At 53.5% G+C, this 23131-nt stretch carries 22 protein-coding genes; 8 read left to right on the forward strand and 14 right to left on the reverse strand.

The genetic code is table 11. The features are described 5' to 3' along the window. Positions 1-63: 63 nt before the first annotated feature. Entirely contained in the window at positions 64-894 is an 831-nt protein-coding gene (locus CJO09_RS09390; protein ID WP_114420999.1) for an RNA methyltransferase, read from the forward strand. Between the two features lie 26 nt (positions 895-920). Here the strand turns inward: CJO09_RS09390 and CJO09_RS09395 are convergent, their stop codons facing one another. The 9 genes from CJO09_RS09395 to CJO09_RS09435 form a co-directional block, all read right to left on the reverse strand. Beyond that, positions 921-1727, reverse strand: a complete 807-nt coding sequence (locus CJO09_RS09395; RefSeq protein ID WP_114421000.1) for a mechanosensitive ion channel family protein — start codon at positions 1725-1727, stop codon at positions 921-923. 184 nt (positions 1728-1911) lie between these two features. Next, positions 1912-2625 (reverse strand): ABC transporter ATP-binding protein, encoded by a 714-nt coding sequence (locus CJO09_RS09400; protein ID WP_114421001.1) that lies wholly within the window; start codon positions 2623-2625, stop codon positions 1912-1914. Further along, positions 2618-3376 carry an ABC transporter ATP-binding protein gene (locus CJO09_RS09405; protein ID WP_114421002.1) on the reverse strand — a complete coding sequence of 253 codons (759 nt, stop codon included), beginning with the start codon at positions 3374-3376 and terminating at the stop codon, positions 2618-2620. Before CJO09_RS09405 ends, CJO09_RS09400 begins: the two co-directional genes overlap by 8 nt. Continuing rightward, positions 3373-4389 (reverse strand): branched-chain amino acid ABC transporter permease, encoded by a 1017-nt coding sequence (locus CJO09_RS09410; protein WP_114421003.1) that lies wholly within the window; start codon positions 4387-4389, stop codon positions 3373-3375. The genes CJO09_RS09405 and CJO09_RS09410 overlap by 4 nt, the downstream gene beginning before the upstream one ends. Beyond that, a complete protein-coding gene (locus CJO09_RS09415; RefSeq protein ID WP_119442130.1) occupies positions 4386-5252 on the reverse strand; it encodes a branched-chain amino acid ABC transporter permease in 867 nt (288 codons plus the stop codon). The genes CJO09_RS09410 and CJO09_RS09415 overlap by 4 nt, the downstream gene beginning before the upstream one ends. 180 nt (positions 5253-5432) lie before the next feature. Beyond that, positions 5433-6389 carry a PDR/VanB family oxidoreductase gene (locus CJO09_RS09420; protein ID WP_114421005.1) on the reverse strand — a complete coding sequence of 319 codons (957 nt, stop codon included), beginning with the start codon at positions 6387-6389 and terminating at the stop codon, positions 5433-5435. Between the two features lie 76 nt (positions 6390-6465). Then, the gene (locus tag CJO09_RS09425; RefSeq protein WP_114421006.1) at positions 6466-7515 is read right to left on the reverse strand and encodes an aromatic ring-hydroxylating dioxygenase subunit alpha; all 1050 of its coding nucleotides are present in this window, start codon (positions 7513-7515) and stop codon (positions 6466-6468) included. Positions 7516-7627: 112 nt separating this feature from the next. Then, a complete protein-coding gene (locus CJO09_RS09430) occupies positions 7628-8155 on the reverse strand; it encodes a MarR family winged helix-turn-helix transcriptional regulator (protein WP_119442131.1) in 528 nt (175 codons plus the stop codon). Between the two features lie 91 nt (positions 8156-8246). Then, positions 8247-9149 (reverse strand): LysR substrate-binding domain-containing protein, encoded by a 903-nt coding sequence (locus CJO09_RS09435; RefSeq protein WP_119442132.1) that lies wholly within the window; start codon positions 9147-9149, stop codon positions 8247-8249. 235 nt (positions 9150-9384) lie between these two features. Between CJO09_RS09435 and CJO09_RS09440 the strand changes: the two genes are divergently transcribed. From CJO09_RS09440 to CJO09_RS09460, 5 genes are all read left to right on the forward strand, one after another. Then, entirely contained in the window at positions 9385-10656 is a 1272-nt protein-coding gene (locus CJO09_RS09440) for an amino acid ABC transporter substrate-binding protein (protein WP_119442133.1), read from the forward strand. A 75-nt stretch (positions 10657-10731) separates the two neighbouring features. Next, a complete protein-coding gene (locus tag CJO09_RS09445; RefSeq protein WP_119442134.1) occupies positions 10732-11613 on the forward strand; it encodes a branched-chain amino acid ABC transporter permease in 882 nt (293 codons plus the stop codon). Then, positions 11610-12560: a branched-chain amino acid ABC transporter permease gene (locus CJO09_RS09450; RefSeq protein ID WP_119442135.1), complete on the forward strand. Its 951-nt coding sequence runs from the start codon at positions 11610-11612 to the stop codon at positions 12558-12560. The genes CJO09_RS09445 and CJO09_RS09450 overlap by 4 nt, the downstream gene beginning before the upstream one ends. After that, positions 12557-13279 (forward strand): ABC transporter ATP-binding protein, encoded by a 723-nt coding sequence (locus CJO09_RS09455; RefSeq protein WP_119442136.1) that lies wholly within the window; start codon positions 12557-12559, stop codon positions 13277-13279. Before CJO09_RS09450 ends, CJO09_RS09455 begins: the two co-directional genes overlap by 4 nt. Then, complete coding sequence (locus CJO09_RS09460) at positions 13260-13988, forward strand: ABC transporter ATP-binding protein (RefSeq protein WP_119442137.1); 729 nt, start codon at positions 13260-13262, stop codon at positions 13986-13988. Before CJO09_RS09455 ends, CJO09_RS09460 begins: the two co-directional genes overlap by 20 nt. On the opposite strand, the gene CJO09_RS09465 is transcribed toward CJO09_RS09460, so the two are convergent. The 3 genes from CJO09_RS09465 to CJO09_RS09475 form a co-directional block, all read right to left on the reverse strand. Beyond that, on the reverse strand, positions 13989-15149 hold the full coding sequence (locus tag CJO09_RS09465) for a CaiB/BaiF CoA transferase family protein (RefSeq protein WP_119442138.1): 1161 nt from the start codon (positions 15147-15149) through the stop codon (positions 13989-13991). Positions 15150-15239: 90 nt separating this feature from the next. Further along, the gene (locus CJO09_RS09470) at positions 15240-16046 is read right to left on the reverse strand and encodes a citryl-CoA lyase (RefSeq protein ID WP_119442139.1); all 807 of its coding nucleotides are present in this window, start codon (positions 16044-16046) and stop codon (positions 15240-15242) included. Positions 16047-16082: 36 nt separating this feature from the next. Then, positions 16083-16949, reverse strand: a complete 867-nt coding sequence (locus CJO09_RS09475) for an intradiol ring-cleavage dioxygenase (protein ID WP_119442140.1) — start codon at positions 16947-16949, stop codon at positions 16083-16085. 216 nt (positions 16950-17165) lie between these two features. Between CJO09_RS09475 and mutS the strand changes: the two genes are divergently transcribed. Both mutS and CJO09_RS09485 read left to right on the forward strand, forming a co-directional pair. Next, positions 17166-19787: a DNA mismatch repair protein MutS gene (gene mutS, locus CJO09_RS09480; RefSeq protein WP_425454088.1), complete on the forward strand. Its 2622-nt coding sequence runs from the start codon at positions 17166-17168 to the stop codon at positions 19785-19787. A gap of 10 nt (positions 19788-19797) precedes the next feature. Then, positions 19798-20979, forward strand: a complete 1182-nt coding sequence (locus CJO09_RS09485) for a JmjC domain-containing protein (protein WP_391523658.1) — start codon at positions 19798-19800, stop codon at positions 20977-20979. A gap of 13 nt (positions 20980-20992) precedes the next feature. Here CJO09_RS09485 and bamC read toward each other — a convergent pair whose 3' ends face one another. After that, the gene (gene bamC, locus CJO09_RS09490) at positions 20993-22120 is read right to left on the reverse strand and encodes an outer membrane protein assembly factor BamC (protein ID WP_114421009.1); all 1128 of its coding nucleotides are present in this window, start codon (positions 22118-22120) and stop codon (positions 20993-20995) included. Then, on the reverse strand, positions 22121-23023 hold the full coding sequence (dapA, locus tag CJO09_RS09495; protein WP_114421010.1) for a 4-hydroxy-tetrahydrodipicolinate synthase: 903 nt from the start codon (positions 23021-23023) through the stop codon (positions 22121-22123). It lies immediately after the preceding gene. Positions 23024-23131: the final 108 nt, after the last annotated feature.

The raw sequence follows: 23131 nt of genomic DNA on the forward strand, positions 1-23131 counted from the left end.
TCTGTGTTGGCTACAAGCGCATTTTAGCTGGCTATTTTAAATGACTTCGCTTCTATCACCGAAATGACCATCTTGTTTTCCCGTATACGCTTTATTATGGTACAGCCCAGCCACCCCGGAAATGTGGGTGCAGCCGCCCGCGCCATTAAAACCATGGGCTTTACCGACCTGTGTCTGGTTAACCCAGAGCACGACAACGTCACCCGCCACCCCGATGCCATTGCACTGGCCAGCGGCGCAGGTGATGTCCTTGAGCAAGCCTGCCTTGTTCCCAACCTGGAAGCCGCTCTTGCCCCCCTTACCATGGCATTTGCCATGACCGCCCGCGAGCGCGTACTGGGGCCACCCGTGTGTGATATTCGCGAAGCCGCTATCTTAAGCCAAAGCCATGTGTCCACCCATCCCGAAGGGCGAGTGGGCATTGTATTGGGTACCGAGAGATCAGGCCTGACTAATGAACACATCGCGCAATGTCAGCGCATTTGTCATATTCCCGCGAACCCGGCATACAGCTCATTGAATGTTGCCCAAGCGCTGCAATTGGCCGCATGGGAATTACGTTATGCACTCAGCAACATGCCGTGCGCAGCTGAAAAAATTGATTCGCCTGCGCGCATCAACTATGTTCAAAACGATCATGGCGAAACGCATCCAGCCGACCCTGAAGCAGGCGACGCATTGGCCTCACAAGCCAAAATCAACGCATTTCTAAAGCATTGGCAAGAGGCTTTGATTCAAATTCAGTTTCTGAACCCGGCTTATCCAAAAAAGCTGATCCCGCGCATGCATCACCTGTTTGGTCGGAACCAGATGACCAACGACGAAGTCGATATGATGCGCGGCGTTTGCACAGCAATGGTCAAAGCCGCCAACGGGCAACTGCGAAAAAACTAACTCATAGGCCGAAGCGGCATGTGCAATTACTTAACCGGGCGTGATGGCGGAAGCTCAACGCCCGCATCACGCAACACCTCTTGTGCACGTCTGTTCATATCGTTCTGCAGATCAAACCAATTACCAGCCTCCGCCCAGGCGCGAACTGTTACCACCATGGCATGGTCGCGATATTCCGTTACCATCACCATCGGGGCCGGATCCTCGAGCGACAACTCGTGTTGCTTGGCCATGTTAACCAACTCGGCCATCGCGCGGTTGACATCCTCGCCATAAGGAATGAATACCGATGCCTGTGCCCGCCGCGTTTGATGACGGCTAAGATTTAAAATAGCGCTGCCCCAAATATTGCTGTTGGGCACCATAATAAAAGTACCGTCGTACTGCTTGAAACGGGTCATAAACAGCCCGACCTCATCAACCATACCATCCACCGTTCCCACAACCGACACAAAGTCACCGGCCCGGAACGGACGCAAAGCCAACAACATGATACCCGCGGCGATATTTTGCAATGTCCCCTGCAACGACAAAGCAATGGCCAAACCCGCCGCACCGAGTACTGCAATAATACTTGCCGTTTGAACGCCTAACCGCGCCAGCACCGCAACCAATACCACAACGCGAATCGCCCAGATAGTCACGGTGTAGGCAATCGGCACAATGGTCGGGTCGATACGTACTGAACGGGTGGCCAGGCGCCGCACAACATTCCCGACCCAACTGGAAATCAGCCAGCCAACAACCAGAATAACCAAGGCGATTACCAAGTCGAACGCCATTGCCGTAAAGCCCGCGGCAACCCAATCAATTAGCGTCTGTAAATCGGTCATAACTTCCTTTACGATAAATTGTTAATCACACTGAAAACGTATCAGCCTATTCGGTCGAACTTATCCACTGAAACTGTGGACAACACGATGGAAAACTATTTAACTACATCAAATTATCATTACAGAACAATGATCTGCAAATAGCGCGCACAAATTATCCTATCGTGAAAACAGCAACGATGCCTTAGGCCACCGCCACCAAACGATTGAGCGTTTCAGGTTCATCGAGCAGCGACTGACTGGTTGACTGATACACAATTTGTCCGCGATCCAGAACAATCGCCTCTTGAGTAAGCCCTAATGCCAAACGGGCGTGCTGTTCCACCACGATCACCGTTAGCCCGGTTTCATGCACCAGCCGCCGAATCACGCCCAGCAGCTCCTGCACAATAATCGGTGCCAGCCCTTCCATCGGTTCATCGAGCAGCAGCAGGCGCGGATTCACCATCAGCGCGCGTGCGATGGCCAACATCTGCTGCTCACCTCCGGACAACTGGTTGCCCATATTGGCGCGGCGTTCCTCCAGCCGGGGAAATAATTTATATACCTTGGCCACATCCCATTCGCCCGGACGCGCAACAACCGTTAAATGCTCTTCTACGGTTAACGATGGGTACATATGACGCTCTTGCGGCACCCAACCCATACCGGCAGCGGCACGCTGATGCGTGGGAACACGAGATACATCACGCCCGTCCCAATGAATGAAACCGCTGTGCAATTGCGTTAACCCCAACAAGGTCAGCAACAAAGTGGATTTACCCACCCCGTTTCGCCCCAACAAAGCCAGGCTGCCACCCTCTTTCAATGAAAAGGAAATATCTTCCAGCACGACGGCTTCGCCATACCCGGCGCAAACGCGGTCAACTGTCAGGATGTCCTGCGATGTGTTACTCATGCTCGGCCTCCCCCAAATACACTTCCTTCACCCGATCGTCTGCGGCGATTTCATCCGGGCTGCCTTCGGTTAATACCTTGCCGCCTACCAACACAGTAATGCGTTCAGCGAATCGGAACACCAGGCTCATATCGTGCTCAATAAACACAATCGTGACATCGCGTGGGAGCTGGGAAATCACTTCAAAAAGCTCCTGACTTTCGGCTTGCGGGATGCCGGCCGCCGGTTCGTCCAGCAGCAAGACTTTGGGGCGCGTAGCCAAAGCTAACGCAATCTCGACCAGACGCTGCTTACCATAAGGTAAATTGCGCGTGCGAGTATTCATTTCCGGCGCAAGGCGCAGCGTCTCCAGCAACGCCACCGCCTCGTCAATTAACACCGTTTGCTTTTCAACCGTTTTGTACCATTGCTTATGCAAGCCCTCACGCTCACTGATCGCCAGCACAACCGACTCCAGCACGGTTAAACCGGCAAACAGCGTGTTAATTTGGAAGGTGCGCGTCATGCCCAGCTTAACCCGTTCGTGTTGGGGTAAATGGGTAATGTCGCGATCGCCCAGGAACACCTTGCCTCGCGTGGGCTGCAATGCCCCGGTGAGCATATTGATGTAGGTGGTTTTACCGGCACCGTTAGGGCCGATTAGCGCGTGACGCGCGCCCGGCTTGAACGACAAGGTCACATCGCTGTTGGCCTGAAACGTCCCCCAGATTTTGGTCAAGCCTTCGGTACGTAGCGTTGTATCCTGGCTCATGACGCCCCCTTTTCTGCAGCGCGGTTGCGCCAACGTTCAAGCACCCGGTCAACCGAACCCAGAATCCCGCCGCTGCCCATCATCACAATCACCACCAGCAGCAAGCCAATCCAGAATTGCCAATAAACCGGATTAATGTCGGAAATATAGTGATGGGCAAACATGAACACCACCGCCCCAATCATGGCACCATAAAGGCGGCCCGCGCCCCCCAAGACCAGAATAATCAACAGGTCGGCCGAACGAATAAACCCGAGTGAGTCGAGCCCCACAAACTGCGTGGTTTGCGCCAGCAACGCACCCGCCACGCCCGCCATCCCCGCACTGATGGTGTAAATGGCCACCAAGCGCTTGTCGACGTTAGCGCCAATGGCCGGCATGCGTTTGGCCCCTTCCCGAATGCCAATCAGGCTTAAACCAAAAGTCGAGCTAACCAGGCGACGCGCGAACAAAAACATAATGAACAACACCGCCAAACTATAGAAATAGCCCGTTTTACCGTATAGATCGATTTCAAAAATGCCAAACAGCGGCCAGGTGGCGATCCCCCACAAACCATCGGCCCCACCGGTGAAATCGGTTGCTTTATTGGCCACTTCGTACAACATTAAACCGATACCCAGCGTAACCATAAGCTGGGTCAGCTCATGCCCACGCACCACCAGGAAACTTGTGATGTAGCCCAAAATAGCGGCCAACACCGCGGCAATGAGCAACGCGCTAAACGGCTCGCCCCATCCGTGCGTGGACAACAAGCCCGATGTATAGGCGCCCAACCCGAAAAACGCCGCATGACCGAGCGACACAATACCGGCATAGCCCAGAATCAGGTCGAGCGACAAAGCAAACAGCGCCAGAATCATCATCTGACTGATCAGGACAAGATTGGTCGGAAACAGAAAATAAGCAACAAACGGCAGAATCCAGAACAGGTATTCAAGTTTGTGCCAACGGTCGTTCGGCACGCGCGGCGCGGGCAAACGATCGACAATGGATAGTGATTGCAAACTCATGCGCGCCTCGTGATTAAACCGTTAGGGAAAAACAGCAGCAGAATAACCATGAGGACATAGATCACAAATGCCCCGATCTCCGGTACGTAGTATTTGCCCGCCACGTCAAAAATACCCAGCACAATCGCGGCCACCAGCGGCCCGCGAATCGTGCCGGCACCGCCCACCGCCACCACAATCAGAAAATACACCATCCACTTCAGGGGGAAGGTGGGGTCCAGGCCCAGCACATCGATCCCCAGCACCCCACCCAGGCCGGCCAGACCCGAGCCCAGCGCGAAGGTTAGGCTGAAAACCCGGTTCACATTGATGCCCAAGCCTTTTGAAGCCTGTTGATTATCGACAGACGCCCGTATTTGTGCACCAAATCGCGTGCGCTCGATAATCAGGCCCAGGGCGATCGTAACCAGAACCACCACCCCGATCAGAAACAAACGATATACCCCGAAGCCAATATCGAACACCCGGAATTGCCCACGCAACCAGTCAGGCAGGTTCACCGGTTGAATCGTTGGCCCCCAGAAAAAGGTGAAGGTGGCAATCACCATGAACACCAAACCAATCGAGAACAAAACCTGGTCAAGCGGGTCGGCCTCATACAGCCGCTGATAGAGGGTGCGCTCCAGAATAAAACCGGCCAGCGCCGCAGCCAGAAACGCAAGGGGCAACGTAGCCAGAAAAGGCACGCCCAGGCGCGTCATCAGTTCAACGCTGACATAACCGCCCAGCATGGCGAACGCCCCGTGGGCCAGGTTCACAAAGTTCATCAGACCCATCGTGACCGACAGACCCACACTAATCAGAAACAGCAGCGCCCCGAAGGCCACGCCGTCGAACACCACACCGATTAAATTGCCCAGCATTTCGGCCTCCAGCGTGTTGCACACGACACAAAGCCGTAATTTGATAAATTCCAGGACATTGTTGTCTCCGATTTTTGTTTTAAAACACTTAAGTTCATTTCAAAAAATGACACCACCCCAACATTGTTCCAAAAAAACGCCGCATAAGCGGCGTTTTTCTGCAAAAGCTGGGGGAACCCCTTATAAATCCAATACCAATACGGAAGATTTCGACCGTGAGCAGCAAGGCGTCATTTGGTCATTAGCCGCATGTTCGGCATCGGTAAGGTATAAATCCCGATGTTCAGGCTCACCCTCGAGCACGCGAACCAAGCAAGTACCGCAAACCCCTTCCTCACACGAAACAGGAACGAAAACATCGTTCTCATCGAGTACCTGAGTAATCGACTTATCGGCCGGCACCGTAAATGTTTGCCCGGTACTGGCAATTTTCACTTCGAAAGACTCGTCGCCGCTTGTATCGACCTCGGCGGCACCAAAATACTCGAGATGAACCTGATCAGTCGCCCAGCCTTTTGCTTTGGCGGTATTAACAACATAGTCGATAAAACCGGTTGGGCCGCACACATAAATATGCGTTCCTGCTTGCGGCTGCGCAATGATTTCTTCAAGTTTAAGCTTCTGCGCATCATCACCGTTGTCGAAATGAAACTGCACCCGATCCGCAAAAGCCGACGACTCGATATCGCTTTTGAACGCCATACGTTCGGGGGATCGTGCGCAATAATGCATTTCAAAATCAGCATTAATGGCGCCTAACCGCCTGGCCATGCACAAAATGGGCGTGACACCAATACCGCCCGCAAACAACACGGAACGTTGGGATTTCACTAACGGAAAATGATTTTTCGGTTCACTGATTTGCAACACATCGCCCACATTCACTTTATCGTGAATTGCGGTGGAACCGCCGCGGGATTCGGGATCGCGCAGTACCCCGATGACGTACCGATGCTGCTCACCGGAATCATTCAGCAAGGAGTATTGACGGGTCAGGCCGCCGGGAACATTGACGTCGATGTGAGCGCCCGCACTGAACGAAGGCAAGGTTTTACCATCGGTGCTGGCCAGCTCAAGACTGACAATGTCTTCAGCTTCCTGGGTTTTATTGACGACTTTAACGGAAAGTTGACTCATTCAATCATCTACTAAGTTGGTTTGACCCACTGGGTGCGGGCGTGAAAAAACCTCCAGCCCGCACCAAGGGTGACCATCAGGCTGAAGCCGTAGCGTTTTCTTCCTGCTCTGCCTTGACCAAACGATCAATGACACGCCTAGATTGTACGCCACCTGCATCAATATTGAGCATCAGCAGACGACGCTCGGGATGATCATCGAGATTTCGCTGCTGCGCTTCAAGCACGCTCAGGTCTTGTGTGAAGATTTCACCCTGGCGTACTTTGGTGCGTTCCGTCAGTTCGGCGTCATCGGCCTTGAAGTTACGTGCCATACCCCAGAAATACCAATGACTGTTTTCAGTTTCGGGCGTAATAAAGCCAACCACAATGCCGCGCGCACGATCTTTGGGGTCTGCGTCCATGCCCCCTTTTCCGGTTAACGCCACACCAACGTCGATAAGGACATGACTGGGAGGTGAAAAACGGGAAATCTGCCACCGATCAACCACTGCGGATTCGTCGATACCATTGGCTCGCATGCCCGCTTTCCAGAAAGGAGGCGCCGTAATTTCATTCATATAGCGGCTGGTAACAACCTTGTCGCCATCAACGTTGGTATCCGGGGGGGACTCATCGATTTCTTCCTGACCGATGCTGTCGGCATGAACATACGCTTCATGTGTGAGATCCATGAGGTTGTCAATCATGAGGCGATAGTCACAATTCACATGGAACATATCACCACCATACGCCCACTCATCACTAACCGCCCAATCCAGGTGAGGAATAAGCGATTCATCTGCTTTCTCGGGGTTGCCCGGCCATACCCAAATGAATCCGTATTTTTCAACTACGGGGTAATTTTTAATACAGGGGAAACCACCGACGCGCTGCATTGGCATGGCAACCGTTTTACCGTCACACCCCATGACCAGACCATGGTAGCCACAGACCAGGTTACCGTTCTCAACAAACCCAAGGGACAGCGCAGCACCACGATGAGGACAAAAATCTTCCACCGCGGCAACTTTTCCTTCAACGCCCCGGTAAAAAGCAATCCGTTCGCCGCAAATCTGACGGCCCAGGGGCTTGCCATCGATTTCGTTGGGCATACAGGCAACATACCACGTGTTTTTGATAAACATACCGGCCTCGCTGAGTAATAAAGTAAGAGAGCGTCTAAGTTTTTTTGCCAGACGTTCAGTGCACTGAATCTGAAATTATTTTACGCTCTCGCCCCGTACATGCAACGCGGGTTTACCCTAGTTTTTCGACCCCTTTTTCAACTTCGCCCCTGGACGGCGCCGTTTTCGCAGGAACAAAGGGGGCGCGGCTCTGCATGTTATTAATGTGAACCAATTTTTGCAAAAGGGCCATGAACTGTGCCTCTTCCTGTTGGCTGAAACCATCGAAAAGACGATTATGCAAGCGGTCGATTCCACCCACGGTTTGCTGCAGCAAGGCTTCACCCTGTTCAGTCAGAAACAACTTACGTTGGCGACGATTGTTCGGATCCAGATCGCGGGTGAGTAGTTTCTTTTCAGCCAGACGTCCGGCCACGCTGGCAGCCGTTGACGTATCCATGGCAACCAATCCCGCCAATGAGACCTGGTCGATGCCGGGAAACGCTTTCAAAGTTCGCAAAATAGCGTACTGAACCGGCGTCACCATTTCGCCCAATTCATCATGAAAAATTGAGGCGGATATTTGATGGGCTCGCCGCAAAAGGTGGCCGGGTTGCGCATAAAGCTCGGCAAGATGTGGATCGGATGACACGTGGCTCATGACATTGAATAGTAAGTGACGAAAGTTAGTTGAGAATGGTACTTGATAAGCGGGTTGAATGCAGAAGTTTGGTACGACTGCCTACAACGGATTACTTCCCGCGCAGGCGGCGCAAATTCAACTCGCTTACTCTCTCGCGAATAATCCCGGCCAAAGTTCGCATGGCGGGCGTGCGCAAATGTCCACGCAGCCAAATCAGACCGGGGGTACGAACGGGTGTAGGACTTTGTAATGGAATAACGCGGGCGTCATCCAAGCCCACAGCATATTCAGACACAATCGCCGCCGCATTACTCATATTCACGAACTCGAGCATGGGTGCAATCGCATTCATTTCGGCAACAACAATCGGCTGCGCATTCGCCATCGAGAAACAATCTTCCAACAGCGCGCGGGTGGCATACGATGGCGGCACCAAAACAATTCGCTGACCATGCAATTCCGCCATGCGCACAAAGCGGCGGTTGGCAAACAGGTGAGATTTGCCGACAACCAGGCGCATCTCTTCGTTGTACAGGGGTTCGAATAACAAACCACTTATTTTTTCGGGCCGGTACGTAATCCCGAAGTCCAGGCGACCCGCCTGCAACTCGGCCGCTACCTGATCGCCGGAAAACTCCATGACTTTGACGCAAACCGAGGGATGACGCTCAAGGAACAATGCCAGGCTTTGCGGCAAAATACGCATATTGAACGTATGGGTGGCGCCCACACGAACCTCACCCCCCAATTCGCCCGATGTATCACGCAGGGTTTTAACGCCCTCCTCGACCTCCTGCAAAGCCCTCTGGGCATACTCCAGGAACGCCTCTCCACGCTCGGTCATGATTACGCGTTTTCCAACCCGCTCGAAAAGCTTGCATGACAACTCGTCTTCAAGCTGCTTGATTTGGTGCGACAGCGTCGACTGGGTCACATGGACTTTTTCCGCTGCTTGAGTAAAACTGAGTTGCTCTGCCAACGCAACGAAATAGCGTAAATGTCTTAACTCCATTGAACTCTCCCGGCATACATCGCACAACAAATCACACAAAGAACACTTCCATCGACAACATCGATAGTTATTGAATGGAAAACTTCATTTTTATTCATGCAAGGCCGAAAGTAAACTTGTTTGACGCACTATCCGTGCTGACGTTTTCAGAGATTCGAACAAAGGTCAAATGCAGTAATGAAAATGCCGGACAAAGGCATATCAATAAATTAAACGCATCCCGGAGGAGACACCTATGACCACACGACGTCAATTCAATAAACTGGCTGCCATGGGCACACTGGGCCTTGCTGCCCCCACTATTCTTTCCACCAAGGCATTCGCGGCCGACAAGCCAATCAAAATTGGTGCCAGCGTCTCGCTTACCGGTCCACTGGCCAGTACACGTGCCGGCGAAATCGGTTATCAACTTTGGCGCGACGACGTCAACGCCGCAGGTGGATTACTGGGACGCAAAGTCGAATTTGTTATTTACGACGACCAAAGCAGCGCGTCAAATGTACCCGCCATTTATTCGAAACTTGTCGATGTCGATAAAGTCGATGTACTGATCTCTCCATACGGTGCCAACCTTTCGGCGCCACTTATGCCATTTATAAAGCAACGCAACCTGTTCATGGTGGGGATGTTCGCACTGGCCGGCAACGATCGTGCTCGCTCCAACAAGTATTTTCATGCCTGCCCTTGGGGGCCTGACTCCATGCTGGGCTGGGCACGCGGCTTCTTTGATATTGCCAAGTCCATTAACGCCAAGCGTATCGCCATCATCAATTCCGACCTGGAGTTTTCCTCCAGCGCCGCGCAAGGTGGCGCACAGGTAGCCAAAGAATACGGCATGGAAGTGGTCATGAACCAAAGCTATCCGCCAAACACAAGCGACTTCTCGGCCATTTTGCGTAATATCAACAATGTTGCCCCCGATGCCGTCTTTGTGTGCTCCTACCCGGCTGACAGCGCCGCCATCATCCGGGGCGTCAAGGAAATTGGCATCAACGATAGCGTACAAATATTCGGCGGCTCAATGATTGGGCCGCAATACGGATCTTTGCTGGGTTCTCTGGGCGAAGATCTCAACGGTCTGGTCAATATCACCACATTCGTTCCAGAACCCACGTTGCAATCACCCGGCATTGAAAGCTTCTTCAAACGCTACACACCCATTGCAATTGAACAAAAACTGGATCCTCTCGGTTTCTATATCCCGCCCTTCTACTATGTTGCAGGACAAATTATTGAGGCCGGCGTTAAAGGGTCAGAATCCGTTGATATTGAAAAAATGGCGCAATATCTTCATGCCAACCCCATTGACACGATTGTCGGCAAAGTGGCATTCAACGACATCGGCGACTGGACAAAACGCCGCACACTCATGATCCAGATCCAGAATGTCAAAGGCAACGACATCAACCAGTTTCGAGAACCTGGCAAACAAGTCATTCTCGATCCCGCGGAACTGAAATCAGGCAATCTCATTACACCGTACAACGCGGCACGTAAAGCTTCATAATTTTTCTCGTTTCTTCAATCTAACCTTTCAGCCGGGCCATTCGCTTTTGCGATCGGCCCGGCCAGGTGGCGTAGTATGACCTCATCCCTGGATATCTTCCTGAATGCAATTTCCACCGGCGTTGTACTGGGTAGCATCTATGCCTCCATCGCCCTGGGGCTGGCCATCACCTTCGGCATTTTGCACATACCCAACGTCGCTCACCCGGCCCTGGTCATTGTGGGTGCTTATTTTGTTTATCTTGTAGGCCAATGGGGCATCAGCCCCATTCCCGCCGCCCTCATCGGTTTACCCGTTTTTTATGTGCTGGGCATGGCGCTTTACAGTTTTTATTCGCACACCTTCGAACGCAAGGGGCAAGCGAATGTGCTGCAAAGTCTTACGTTGTTTTTCGGCCTTTCACTGGTTATTGAAATTGCAATCGCCTTGTTTTTTGGTTCGGAATTGAAATCAGTTGATGCAGACTATGTTGGGTCAAGTCTGGTTCTGGGGCCGATCACTATGCCGTATCGACTCCTTGTGCCCGCATTGTTCGCGCCCATCATGATTAGCGCATTATGGTTGTATTTCAACCGCACTCATTCGGGTACGGCGATTCGTGCGGTCGCCCACGACGATCGCGCCTTATCGATATCGGGTATTAACCCCACCTGGATCAAACGCCATGCATTCGGTATTGCCACCGCCACAGCGGTTGTCGGCGGCGCCGCCCTCATTATTATGGGGCCGGTCGAGCCCTTTGCAGGCCGCTTTCAAATCGGGCGTGTATTTGCCATTGTGGTGCTGGCCGGCATGGGTTCCATACCCGGCACATTGGTTGTCGCGATCATGATCGGCATCGCCGAATCTTTCGTTTCCGCTTATTTAACCCCCTCATGGTCACCGGGGGTTGCTTTTGCCATTCTGCTTCTGGCGCTGGGTCTGCGTCCGCAGGGTCTTTTTGGAGCTGCCCGATGAAACGCAACAACCTCATTTTCGCCTTGGGCGCTATTCTGATTCTGCTTGCGGGCTTTTTCGCGCCTTCAATCGTCACGAATCCGTTCTACTTCTTTGCGGGTTATGTCATTGTCCAGTACATCGTTATCGCCACCGGATGGAATGTGCTTGGCGGTTACGCCGGTTATATCAATTTCGGTGCGGCCGCCTTTTTCGGCAGTGGCGTCTATTTATCGGCTTTTCTCTTCAACGCATTTGGTTTGCCGCTTTGGGTCGGCATTATTGGTGCTGCGGCTTTGGGGGCCATTCTGGGCCTTGCCATGGGTTACCTAACACTTCAAATTCAAGGCGTTTATTTCGCCATTGCCACGCTTGGACTGGTCATTGTGCTTGAAACCATTGTCCATAACTTACCCGGTTTGGGTGGCGCGCGCGGCATGGCTGTTTATGGGCCCGCCCCACCGGAATGGTCCGGCGGGCCGGTGCAGTATGTCTTTTTCGTCATATTGATCATCGCTGTTGCCTGCGTTGCTCTGGCTCGCTGGATTGAGCACTCCTGGATCGGTCGAGGCTTACGCGCGGTTCGGGCCAGCGAAGACGCCGCCGAATGTTCCGGCGTCCCCACGCTTAAACTAAAGCTGGTTGCATGCAGTATCAGCGGCGCCATGCTTGCGGCCGCCGGTGCACCCTATCCCTTCTACACCAACTTTGTCGAGCCGGTTACCGCGTTCAGCCTGCTTATCGGCCTGAACGCCATTGCCATGCCCCTGATCGGCGGCACGCGAAGCTGGGCGGGCCCCATCATCGGCGCAATCATTCTTGCCTCCGCACAACAAATCGCAACCGTCACCATTTCCTCGGAGCTGAACATTTTGTTCGTCGGCGTCGTACTCATTGCTTTTGTTGCGTTAGCGCCGAACGGGCTACTTGGGCTGGCCAAACGAAAATCTGCGGGAACTGCACAATGACAACGGCACTGTCACTTCGAAACATAGAAAAATCATTTGGCGTTTTCAAAGCGCTCGGACCGGTTGATCTCGACCTCAACCCTAACGAAAGGCTGGGCATCATCGGCCCAAACGGCGCCGGCAAAACAACGTTAATTAACTGCATAACAGGTGTATTGAAACCAGACAACGGTACCGTTCACTTTATGGGTAAGGACATCAGCCACCTTCTGCCCCACGAGCGCGCGCGGCTGGGAATCGCCCGAAGCTTTCAGATTCCCCGGCCCTTTATTGGTATGTCAGTGCTTGAAAACCTGCTGGTTCCACTCGACTACAAGCATAACGTGCACAACAAAGAACAGCGCGCGCTTGAACTGTTGCAATCAGTCGGTTTGCACAACCGCGCACAAGACCCATCGGGGTCTTTGTCGCAACTTGAACTCAGAAAGCTGGAACTGGCCCGCGCGCTGGCCAGTGACCCAAAGGTTCTAATTGCCGACGAAGCCATGGCCGGCCTGTCGGATACCGAAATTGATGAAGTACTGGACATTCTCATGAGGCTGAATGAGTCGGGTGTCGCTATTATTATGATTGAGCACATCATGCACGCCGTCATGCGATTCTCTCAACGCGTGGTGTGTTTTGATACCGGCCAATTAATTGCCGCGGGGACCGCCAACGAAATTGCAAATAACGAAATCGTTCAAAAGGTGTATTTCGGTGAACAGACTCATCATTGAAAACTTACATGCAGGCTATGGTGCCGTACCTGTTTTACACGATGTCTCTCTTGAGGTTAAGGAAGCCGAACTTGTGGCATTGCTGGGGACCAACGGTAACGGGAAAAGCACCCTGCTTAATTGCATTATGGGGTTTGTGAAGCCCACAAAAGGCCGCATTTTGCTTGAGTGGGACGGCAAAACAACCTCACTTACCGAATTGGAACCTTTCCAGATAGTCCGACAGGGTTTGTCGATTGTGCCTGAAGGGCGACGACTGGTCCCCAACCTTACAGTCGAAGACAACCTCAAACTGGCGGGAAGCAACCCAACAGTGCGCCGCCGTCTGGAAGAGAACCTGAGTTTCTGTTATTCAACCTTTCCCGTCTTGAAAGAGCGGCGTCGCCAGTTGGCGGGCAGTATGAGCGGTGGCCAGCAACAAATTCTTGCCATTGCCCGGTGCCTGATGACTTCGCCGAAAATCATTGTGATTGATGAACCGTCTGTTGGCTTGGCACCCATTATTGTTGGGCAGGTGATCGAAACCATTAAAACCCTGCAACAGAACACCAACTTAACTATCTTAATGGCTGAACAAAGCTTTTTTCAGGCCATTAGCGTTGCCTCACGGGCTTACGCTCTGGCGCATGGCCGAATCACGCGCCACTACGATGACGCAAGTGCGATTGACCATGATGATCTGCGGCGGGCGATGCTGGGGGCCACTTAACTATAAACCGCTTGGCTTTTGAGCCAAACGTTCGCGTAACGGTGCAACAATCTGTGCATTGTGCTCGCCCAGAATCGGGGGAGGGACAACGCTTTGCTCACGTTGACCGTTAAACGTCAAAGGCGTGCGTACCGTTTGAAATACTCCCATCTGCTCGTGACGCCCCTCCACAAGAATTCCCAGGTGCTTTGCCTGCGGGTCATTCAGCGCCTCACTGGTGTCATACATGGGTGCATGCGGCACATCTTCCGCCTCCAATCGGCGACACCACTCCGGACGATCTTGCGTCGCAAAGATATCCGATAACACCTGAATCAGCGCCTCCTGGTTTTCAATACGTGCGTTTCGATCGCAAAACCGCGGATCATCGAACAAGTTCTCCCGCTGAATAGCGCGTGCCAGCCCCTGCCAGAACTTCTCGGGCGACGACATGTGTAAGGCAATCCATTTTCCATCGCCACATTTCATTACGTAAGACTGCGAAACACTCGGGCGACTGTAAGGACCCATGACCTCGCCGGCAGAGTAATAATGCGTGAACGCATCCAAATTGAAATGGCACATGGCCTCAAGCATCGACACCTCGACTAACGCACCCTCACCCGTGCGACTGCGGTCGAACAACGCCCCCATGATACCCATGGCCGCGTAGAAACCAGTCACTGCATCGGCAATCGCCGGCCCCACAACACGGGGGTTCTCGGGGTTAATAAGCAAACCCAAAAACGCGCTTGCCGCCTGCGCAACAGAGTCGTAGGCAGGCCGGTTCGCAGCAGGCCCGGTTTGACCGAACCCACTTATTGCGCAGTACACCAGTTTTGGGTTTAGCGCACGCAACCGCGATTCGCCCACATTCAGGCGGTCTGCCGCACCGGGTCGAAAATTCTGGATATACACATCAGCACTAAGAACCAACTCATCAAGCACTGCCAAATCTTCCGGCTCTTTCGTGTTCAAAGTGATGCTTTTTTTATTGCGGTTATACGTTTGGAAATGAGGGCTGTACAACCCTCCCTTGAACGCCCTGAACGGATCGCCATTACCGGGCTGCTCAACTTTAATCACTTCCGCACCCATGTCAGCCAACAGCATTCCTGCGGCCGGCCCTGTGATGAACGTTCCTTGATCCAGGACACGAATTCCTTCCAAAACTTTCTTCATTTTGATAGCTCCAGATAAAAGAAGCCCCTGGCCATACAAATAAGGCCATGCGTTGTTAAATGCGATGCATCGGGAAAAGCTGCGTACTGATTACTCTGATGGAACGAAGCCGGGAGGCGCTTCCCCTTCGTACACCACTTCACGTGTTGCCTGATAAGAAAGCGCGAAACCAATGGGTTTTTCAGCCTCCTCGACCAAATGACCAATCAGGCCCGCCGTGCGCGCAAGAATGGGCACGCCTTTCAAGGCAACCAACGGAAAGCCAATTCCAAGCAATACAGCGGGAATGGCTGCCGATACGTTTAGCATCAGGTGTTTGCCGACGATATCGGGGATCACTTTTTCAGCGGCCTCGGCTATCGCAATGTACGTTGTGTCAGCTCCGGCCTGAGCGGCTACGTTGAAAAGCGCGCTCACACGTGGATCGCGTTTCTTATGCAAAGGGTGCCCATAACCTGGCAACGGACGACGCGCCTGGCGATATTCCCCAACAACTTGCCTGGCGGCTTCGGTATAGTCGGTGCTACCGGCAGCACGTTGACGAATTTCTTCCAGAAAATAGCCACAACTTTCCGACGCCCCCAAAATCACGGAGCCACACCCCAGGATTCCGGCCGCAACCGCACCTTGCAACGCATCTGGCGCCGCAGCATATGTCATGCGACTGGCCTGCACACTGGGCACCAAACCATGCTCGGCAATGGCCACCAGAGTTGCGTTCAACACCGCCGACTGCGTGGCGTCCGGCATTTTTCCCGTGACGAGCAAATGGAAATAATCGCCGAACGTCACCTGGCCAACCAACTCTTCTGTAAGATTTTTACCGCGAACCACGATGGTGTCTGGGTTCGACGCACAAATGGCAGTGCGCGGCGTGGTTTCCTTACCAATTTTCATAAGAGACCCTGATGTGAGTATTCCAAGGGATAAAACCTACGCGTTGACAACGTCAAGCGGGGCGAGCTGGAAGTGGTACTCACAGGTATAGAAAGGAACGTCAACCTTTTCACCCGTAGGCGCAACACCCGGCTCATGCCGCACGAAATCGACAATCAAGCCCTCTTTAACGCCGAAAACCGTATCGGAATCAAGATAAGGCGAGTCTGATGGGAACAGATGCGTAACAATGGTTTTATGCCCCGGCGCCCGCACAATGAAATGCGTATGCCCAGGGCGGTTAGGGTGGCGCCCCATGGCACGCAACATGTCGCCAACAGGGCCGTCGTCGGGGACGGGATAATAAAACGGTTTGATGGAACGGAACCAGTACTTACCATCGTTCCCGGTGGTGAACGTGGCACGGCACAGCATTTCATCACTGCCAAGCTGCATGTCGTAATTGCCTTCCCCATCACCCGACCAGACATCAAGCTCAACGCCTTCTATCGGCGAGCCATCTAACGATGTGACCTGGCCGGAGAAAAAACAAGGCTCTCCTTTAATCCCTTTTGCAATGTCGCTCCCCATGGGCAAGCGCGGTGCACCCTCCCAGTAATACGGCCCCAACACGGTTTGTTCGGTTGCACCCTCGGGCAGGCGATGGTTGATTGCGTCAACCAGAATAGAAACACCCAAAGTATCCGACAGCAGAATAAACTCTTGCCGTTTGTCGGTAGTAATTTGCCCGGTTTTAGTAAGAAACTGAATCGCGGCCATCCATTCTTCTTCAGTTAGTTGAACGTCGCGGATAAAATCATGCAAATGGCGAATCAACGAAACCATTACTGTGCCAAACCGCTCGTTTTCCGGATGCATTCTGTCGAGAACGTCTTGCGTAATGCTAAATTCCCGTGACGCCATCACTGTCTCCCTGAATGAATAATGCGTTTTTCGCTAAAGCCACTTAGCTGCAGCTATTGTGAAAACAGTTTACCGTTCGCACCTCATGAATAAAAATGAAGTTTTCGATTAAAAATCAATCGACACCATCGATAAATGACTGGGTAGCTTAGAATGGCCTCTTGCGCGAAACGCAATTCAGCCAACCCTATTGAACACAACACATAGCGATATTGAATGAGCAATATTGAGCACGCTTCGCACACCCCCATGATGCAGCAATACCTGCGTCTTAAAGAAGAAGCCGGACAACATCTTCTGTTCTATCGCATGGGCGATTTTTATGAAATGTTCTATGAAGATGCCGAGCGCGCGGCGCGGCTGCTGAATCTCACCCTGACCAAACGCGGCACCTCGAATGGTGCACCCATTCCCATGGCGGGAGTTCCTTTCCACTCAATGGAAGGCTATCTGGCACGTTTGGTCGCCTTGGGCGAATCGGTGGCCATTTGCGAGCAAATCGGCGACCCCGCCGCAAGCAAAGGACCTGTCGAACGCAAGATTGTGCGTATTGTGACGCCCGGAACCCTTACTGATGAAGCCCTGCTGCCCGCCAAAAGCGACCGGCTCATCGCCGCCGCCTGGATATTGCGACAGCGACGCACCGAAACCGCGGGTATCGCCTGGATGAACCTGGCCAACGGAAATTTTTGCGTGACCCAGTGCGAGCCCGACATGCTGGACACCGAATTGCATCGGATTGCCCCGGCCGAACTGGTTTGCCCCGAAAGCCAACGGATTAACCTGCTGGAAGGCGTTGCGATCAGCACCTTGCCCGACTGGCATTTCGACAGCGACAATGCACGCAATACCCTGCAAAATCACTTCAGCATCGACTCTTTGAGCAGCTTCGACCTGTCGGACTGGCCGGCCGGAACCTGCGCGGCCGGTGCCCTGCTTTACTACGTTCAACGCACGCAAAGTCAGGCATTGCCACACATTCAAACCTTGCGCACCGACCGGTCAAGTCAATACGTTGTGCTGGATCCGGTGACCCGTAAAAACCTGGAAATTACGCAAACGCTGGCCGGTGAGGCATCGCCCACCCTGTTCTCGATTCTTGACCATTGCCAAACTCCCATGGGTAGCCGCCTGTTGCGACATTGGCTCCACCATCCGTTGCGCGACAACGAAGAGGTCGCTCAGCGCCAGCGCCTCGTACAGTGTTTTTTATTACCGAATGAAAATGAAGATCCATGGAATGCATCGCCGGCGCTGGACGCATTGCGCCAACAACTGAACGCACTGCCCGACATAGAACGCATTGCGACACGCATTGCACTGCGCTCGGTACGGCCACGCGAACTGGCCAGCCTGCGAGACGCGCTTGATACCTTGCCCGGGCTCATTGAAATGCTCACTACGCGATTCAACCCGGACCCTGCCATTGAAATGCATGCACAGGCCCTCACGCTGCCCGGCGCCCTGCCCAACCTGCTGCACAACGCCATCGCGCAGGAACCGGCGCTGCTGGTGAGGGATGGTGGTGTCTTGGCCAATGGCTACGATGAAGAGCTGGACACGCTGCGCACCCTGGCCACGGACAGCGGCGACTATTTAATGCAGCTTGAAGCGCGCGAACGAGAGCGCACCGGCATTGCCAATTTGAAAGTGGAATACAACCGCGTACACGGCTTTTTTATTGAAGTCAGCAAGGGGCAAACGGATAAGGTACCAGCCGATTACCGGCGGCGCCAAACACTGAAGAATGCCGAACGCTATATCACGCCCGAATTGAAGAGCTGGGAAGAGAAAGTGTTGTCGGCCAAAGACCGCAGCCTGGCGCGTGAAAAACAATTATTCGAAGCACTTCTAGACGAGTTGTCCAGTAGCACGAAGGCCCTGTCTTTGTGCGCTTCCACCCTGGCGCAAATCGACGCGTTAGCGGCGTTGGCCGAACACGCCCGCAACAATGATTGGGTTGCCCCGATACTCACCGACGATCACGAAATCGTAATTGAACAAGGCCGCCACCCTGTGGTGGAACGCAGCATCGAGCAATTCACACCCAACGATTGCACGTTGAACAGCGACCAAAGCATGCTGATGATTACGGGCCCCAACATGGGGGGCAAGTCAACCTACATGCGTCAGATCGCGCTGATTGCCCTACTGGCACGAACAGGCAGTTTCGTGCCGGCCGAGTCAGCCCGTATCGGACAAATCGACAGGATATTCACGCGCATCGGTGCCGCAGACGACCTGGCTGGCGGGCGCTCCACCTTCATGATGGAAATGACTGAGGCGGCCGCCATTCTGGCGGCAAGTACGCCGGCCAGCCTGGTGCTGATGGACGAAATCGGCAGGGGTACCTCAACGTACGACGGGCTGGCCCTGGCCTGGGCGATTGCCCACCGCTTGTTAACCCACAACCACGCGCTTACGCTATTTGCCACACACTACTTCGAAATGACGCGGCTGGCCGATACGTTGCCTGCAGCGCATAATGTCCACTTGGCTGCCGCAGAATCCGGCACGGGCATCGTCTTCCTGCACGAGGTACGACCCGGGCCGGCAAGCCGCAGTTACGGTATTCAGGTTGCGCAACGCGCCGGCATTCCGCCCGCCGTGATTCGTCACGCCGGGAAAACACTGGCCCAGTTGGAAAAGAACAGCGGCCATACGCCTCAACTGGATTTGTTCAGCGCCCCGGCCGGCAACACCGAACCCGACCCCACCGACCCATCGATTGATGCCGCCTTAACGCTGTATGAGAACCTCAGCGGCATCGACCCCGACAACCTGACGCCCAAAGAGGCGTTGGAAACGCTTTATCGGCTCAGACAAGACATTTCCTGAAAAACACATGATTGATATCCATACTCCCTGCGCGCTGCTGGGCGGCCTGACGCCACACGAATTCATGCGCGACTACTGGCAACGAAAGCCGCTGCTCATCCGTCAGGCTTTGCCGAATTTCCGCCCAACGCTCACCATCAACGACATTCGCCAACTCGTGCGCCGCGAAGAGGTGGAGTCGCGGCTGATCTGGAAAGACCAGAACGGCTGGCAGATGAAACAAGGGCCGCTGCATCGCCTGCCCTCGCAAAAGCGACCTGACTGGACCGTTCTGGCCCAGAACGTGGATGCCCACGACGACGCGGTGGCCGCTTTAATGCATCAGTTCCGCTTCATTCCCGACGCACGGCTGGATGACGTCATGATCAGCATTGCGGGCGACGGCGGTGGTGTTGGGCCGCATTTCGACAGCTACGACGTTTTTCTCCTGCAAGGCGTAGGCAAACGACGCTGGCAAATCAGTCAGCAAAAGAATTTAAGTCTTGAGCCTGATTTACCATTGAAAATACTGTCACACTTCGAGCCGGAACAAACGTGGGTGCTGGAACCGGGCGACATGCTTTATTTGCCCCCGCATGTTGCCCACGATGGTGTCGCTGAAGGAAATTGCATGACACTGTCCATTGGCTTCAGGGCGCCCACCCAGGCAGCACTGGCTTGTGGGCTATTGGAAGCGGCAAGTGACCAGATTATGGCGCGGCTGGGGAACACCAGTGGCCTGTATGGAGACCCTCCTTTACCGGGTCCCAAACTGAATGGAACCTACAAGGACAAAGGCGCGGCGGCTACGTCGGCTCCAGCCCAAATACCCGATGCCCTTATTAAAGAAACGCTGGCCGTTGCCGAGAAAATTCAATTTAATGAAGCGCTGGCAGGACGTTTCCTGGGACAATGGCTCAGCGAACCCTCAAGAGCCGCCGCTTTTGAAACCAATCTGGACGGCGATATCGATTTATTCGATGAACCACCGGCAACCGGCACCCTGGTTTTGGATCGGTGCACCCGCCTTCTGTACAGGGGCTCATATGCGTTCATTAACGGTGAAGTCGCTGCGATAAAAGCAAGCACCCCAATCAAGATGCTAGCCGATCAACGCCGGTTAGACTGTAGTGCACTAAAAAAAATGAGCCCCGACGTACGGGACTCATTACAAGCCTGGCTGGAAGACGGTTGGCTTCATTACCAACCGTAAACCGGCATTGTTTTTAGCGCATTTCTTCAGCCAGCACGGTAATAATCCGCTTGGCGGTATCGGAATTATCGGGCTGGCCGTCGGCAGTTAACACACGAACAACCGAGTCGGAACCTTCGCCCCTTACATTAATGCGATACTGCGCTGCCTCGGCAGTGCCTTTGCTTCCAAACAAACGACCGAAGAAACCAGGCTGCTCAATTTTCTCGCCCGTGTCGGTATCAAGGTAACGAATATAGTATTCACCGGCGGAACGGTCACGGTCGTCGACATAGAAACCAGCCGAATCAATTGCCACACCGACACGACGCCACGCACGGTCGAACGACTCGTTAATAGTAAGTTGAGCAGTTCCCGGTGCGGCCTGATCAACCACCGGCGTTAAACTCACCTCTTCGGCCTGCTGCAACTTGCGACGGGCCTCTTCCATATCGGTGCCCAGGAACACCATAAGACGCGCCAGCATTGCCGCATTCAGACTGGGGTCTTCCTTGCCTTCAATCCATTTCCAACCGGTATTGTCAATCGTACCGGTTTCCACCATTTTCTGATGGCTGATATAAACCTCGGTTTTTCCATTCACCCGCTCCAGGCGCGTGCGGAATCGTTCGCGTTCACCGCTGTCGGCAACTTGCTCGAAAATGAAGCTGAATGCGCCTTGAATCAAACCTTGAGGCAATTTGGCGCGATTCTCGGCCCAATCGGTTTCAATGAGCCCGGCTTGAGGATCTTGAATGTGGATCGTGAACCCCTCGTTGCCCCAGAACTCGACCACCTCGGGATACACCTGCTCTGCCGGACGGTCGACCACCAGCCAACGCAAATCGCCGTCACGACGAATTTCAACATCATCGACACTGGGTAGTACGACATCGCGACCGCCTGCAGCGGCTTGTTGCTGTTGCGACTGGGCATACTGGCTAAACGTTGCCGAACCCTCGGGAGCACGATAGCGCGCATCGCGGTTTGCCTGGGTTAGGTCGGGAGGAATGCTGAGCGGATCGCCCGCAACAGAGCTTTTGTAATCAACGGCGTCTTCGGCACCCAAATACTGATTGATTTGCGAGCAGCCGGATAAAACCACGAGGCCTAGCCCTATGGCCAGACCGGAATAACGTTTGGAGAGGCGAATATTTGACATTTAAATAAGACCTGCTTCTTTCAAAGAGAGGCGCACCACGTTGTGATACTGCTCGTTCAAGGGAGTTAAGGGCAAGCGATAACCCGCCTGGCAGAACCCCATTTCAGCCAGGGCCCACTTCACGGGTATCGGGTTCGCTTCGATAAACAGAATTTTGTTCAATTGAGCCAACTGGCCATTCAAACGGCGTACCGCAGGAACATCGCCGTTAAGTGCCGCTGCGCACAGCTGATGCATGAGCTTGGGAGCAACATTGGCCGTAACCGATACATTACCCTTCCCCCCCATGAGAATCAGCGCCGCCGCCGTTGCATCGTCGCCGCTGAAAACTTGAAAATTATCAGGTTTGTAGTGTAATAACCAGGCACCGCGACCAATGTCACCGGTGGCATCCTTCAAACCGATAATCCCCGGAATGTGTGCCAGACGCAACACGGTGTCGTTCGACATGTCGGCCACCGTTCTGCCGGGCACGTTGTAAAGAATGGTGGGGAGCTCAACTTTTTCGGCAATCGTACGGAAATGCTGGTACATCCCTTCTTGCGACGGCTTGTTGTAATAAGGCGCAACCGACAGCCCTGCTTTGGCTCCCGCTTTAAACGCATACTCAGACAACTCGATCGCCTCACTGGTGGAGTTGCCTCCCACCCCGGCAATGATTGGAATGCGTCCGGCAGCGTGTTCGACGGCTACGCGAATCAGTTCGGCATGCTCATCCATGCTGACTGTCGGTGATTCACCGGATGTGCCCACCACTACAAGCGCATCCGTGCCTTCCTGAACATGCCAGTCGATAAGTTTGCGATAGGCGTCGAAATCGAGTGCGCCATCGGGGAGCATTGGCGTAACCAACGCCACCATACTTCCCTGAAATTCAGGCATCACAGAATCGGTACTTATCATGATGGGGTAATTCTCCGAGAACTCACCAAAGGGGGTGAGAAGGCCCTAAATAACATTAACTCGCAAGTTTAACGGATATAGGCCAAAACCGTTAATCGTTAAGGTAGT

Source organism: Neopusillimonas maritima, from assembly GCF_003576595.1.
Classification (GTDB): domain Bacteria; phylum Pseudomonadota; class Gammaproteobacteria; order Burkholderiales; family Burkholderiaceae_B; genus Neopusillimonas; species Neopusillimonas maritima.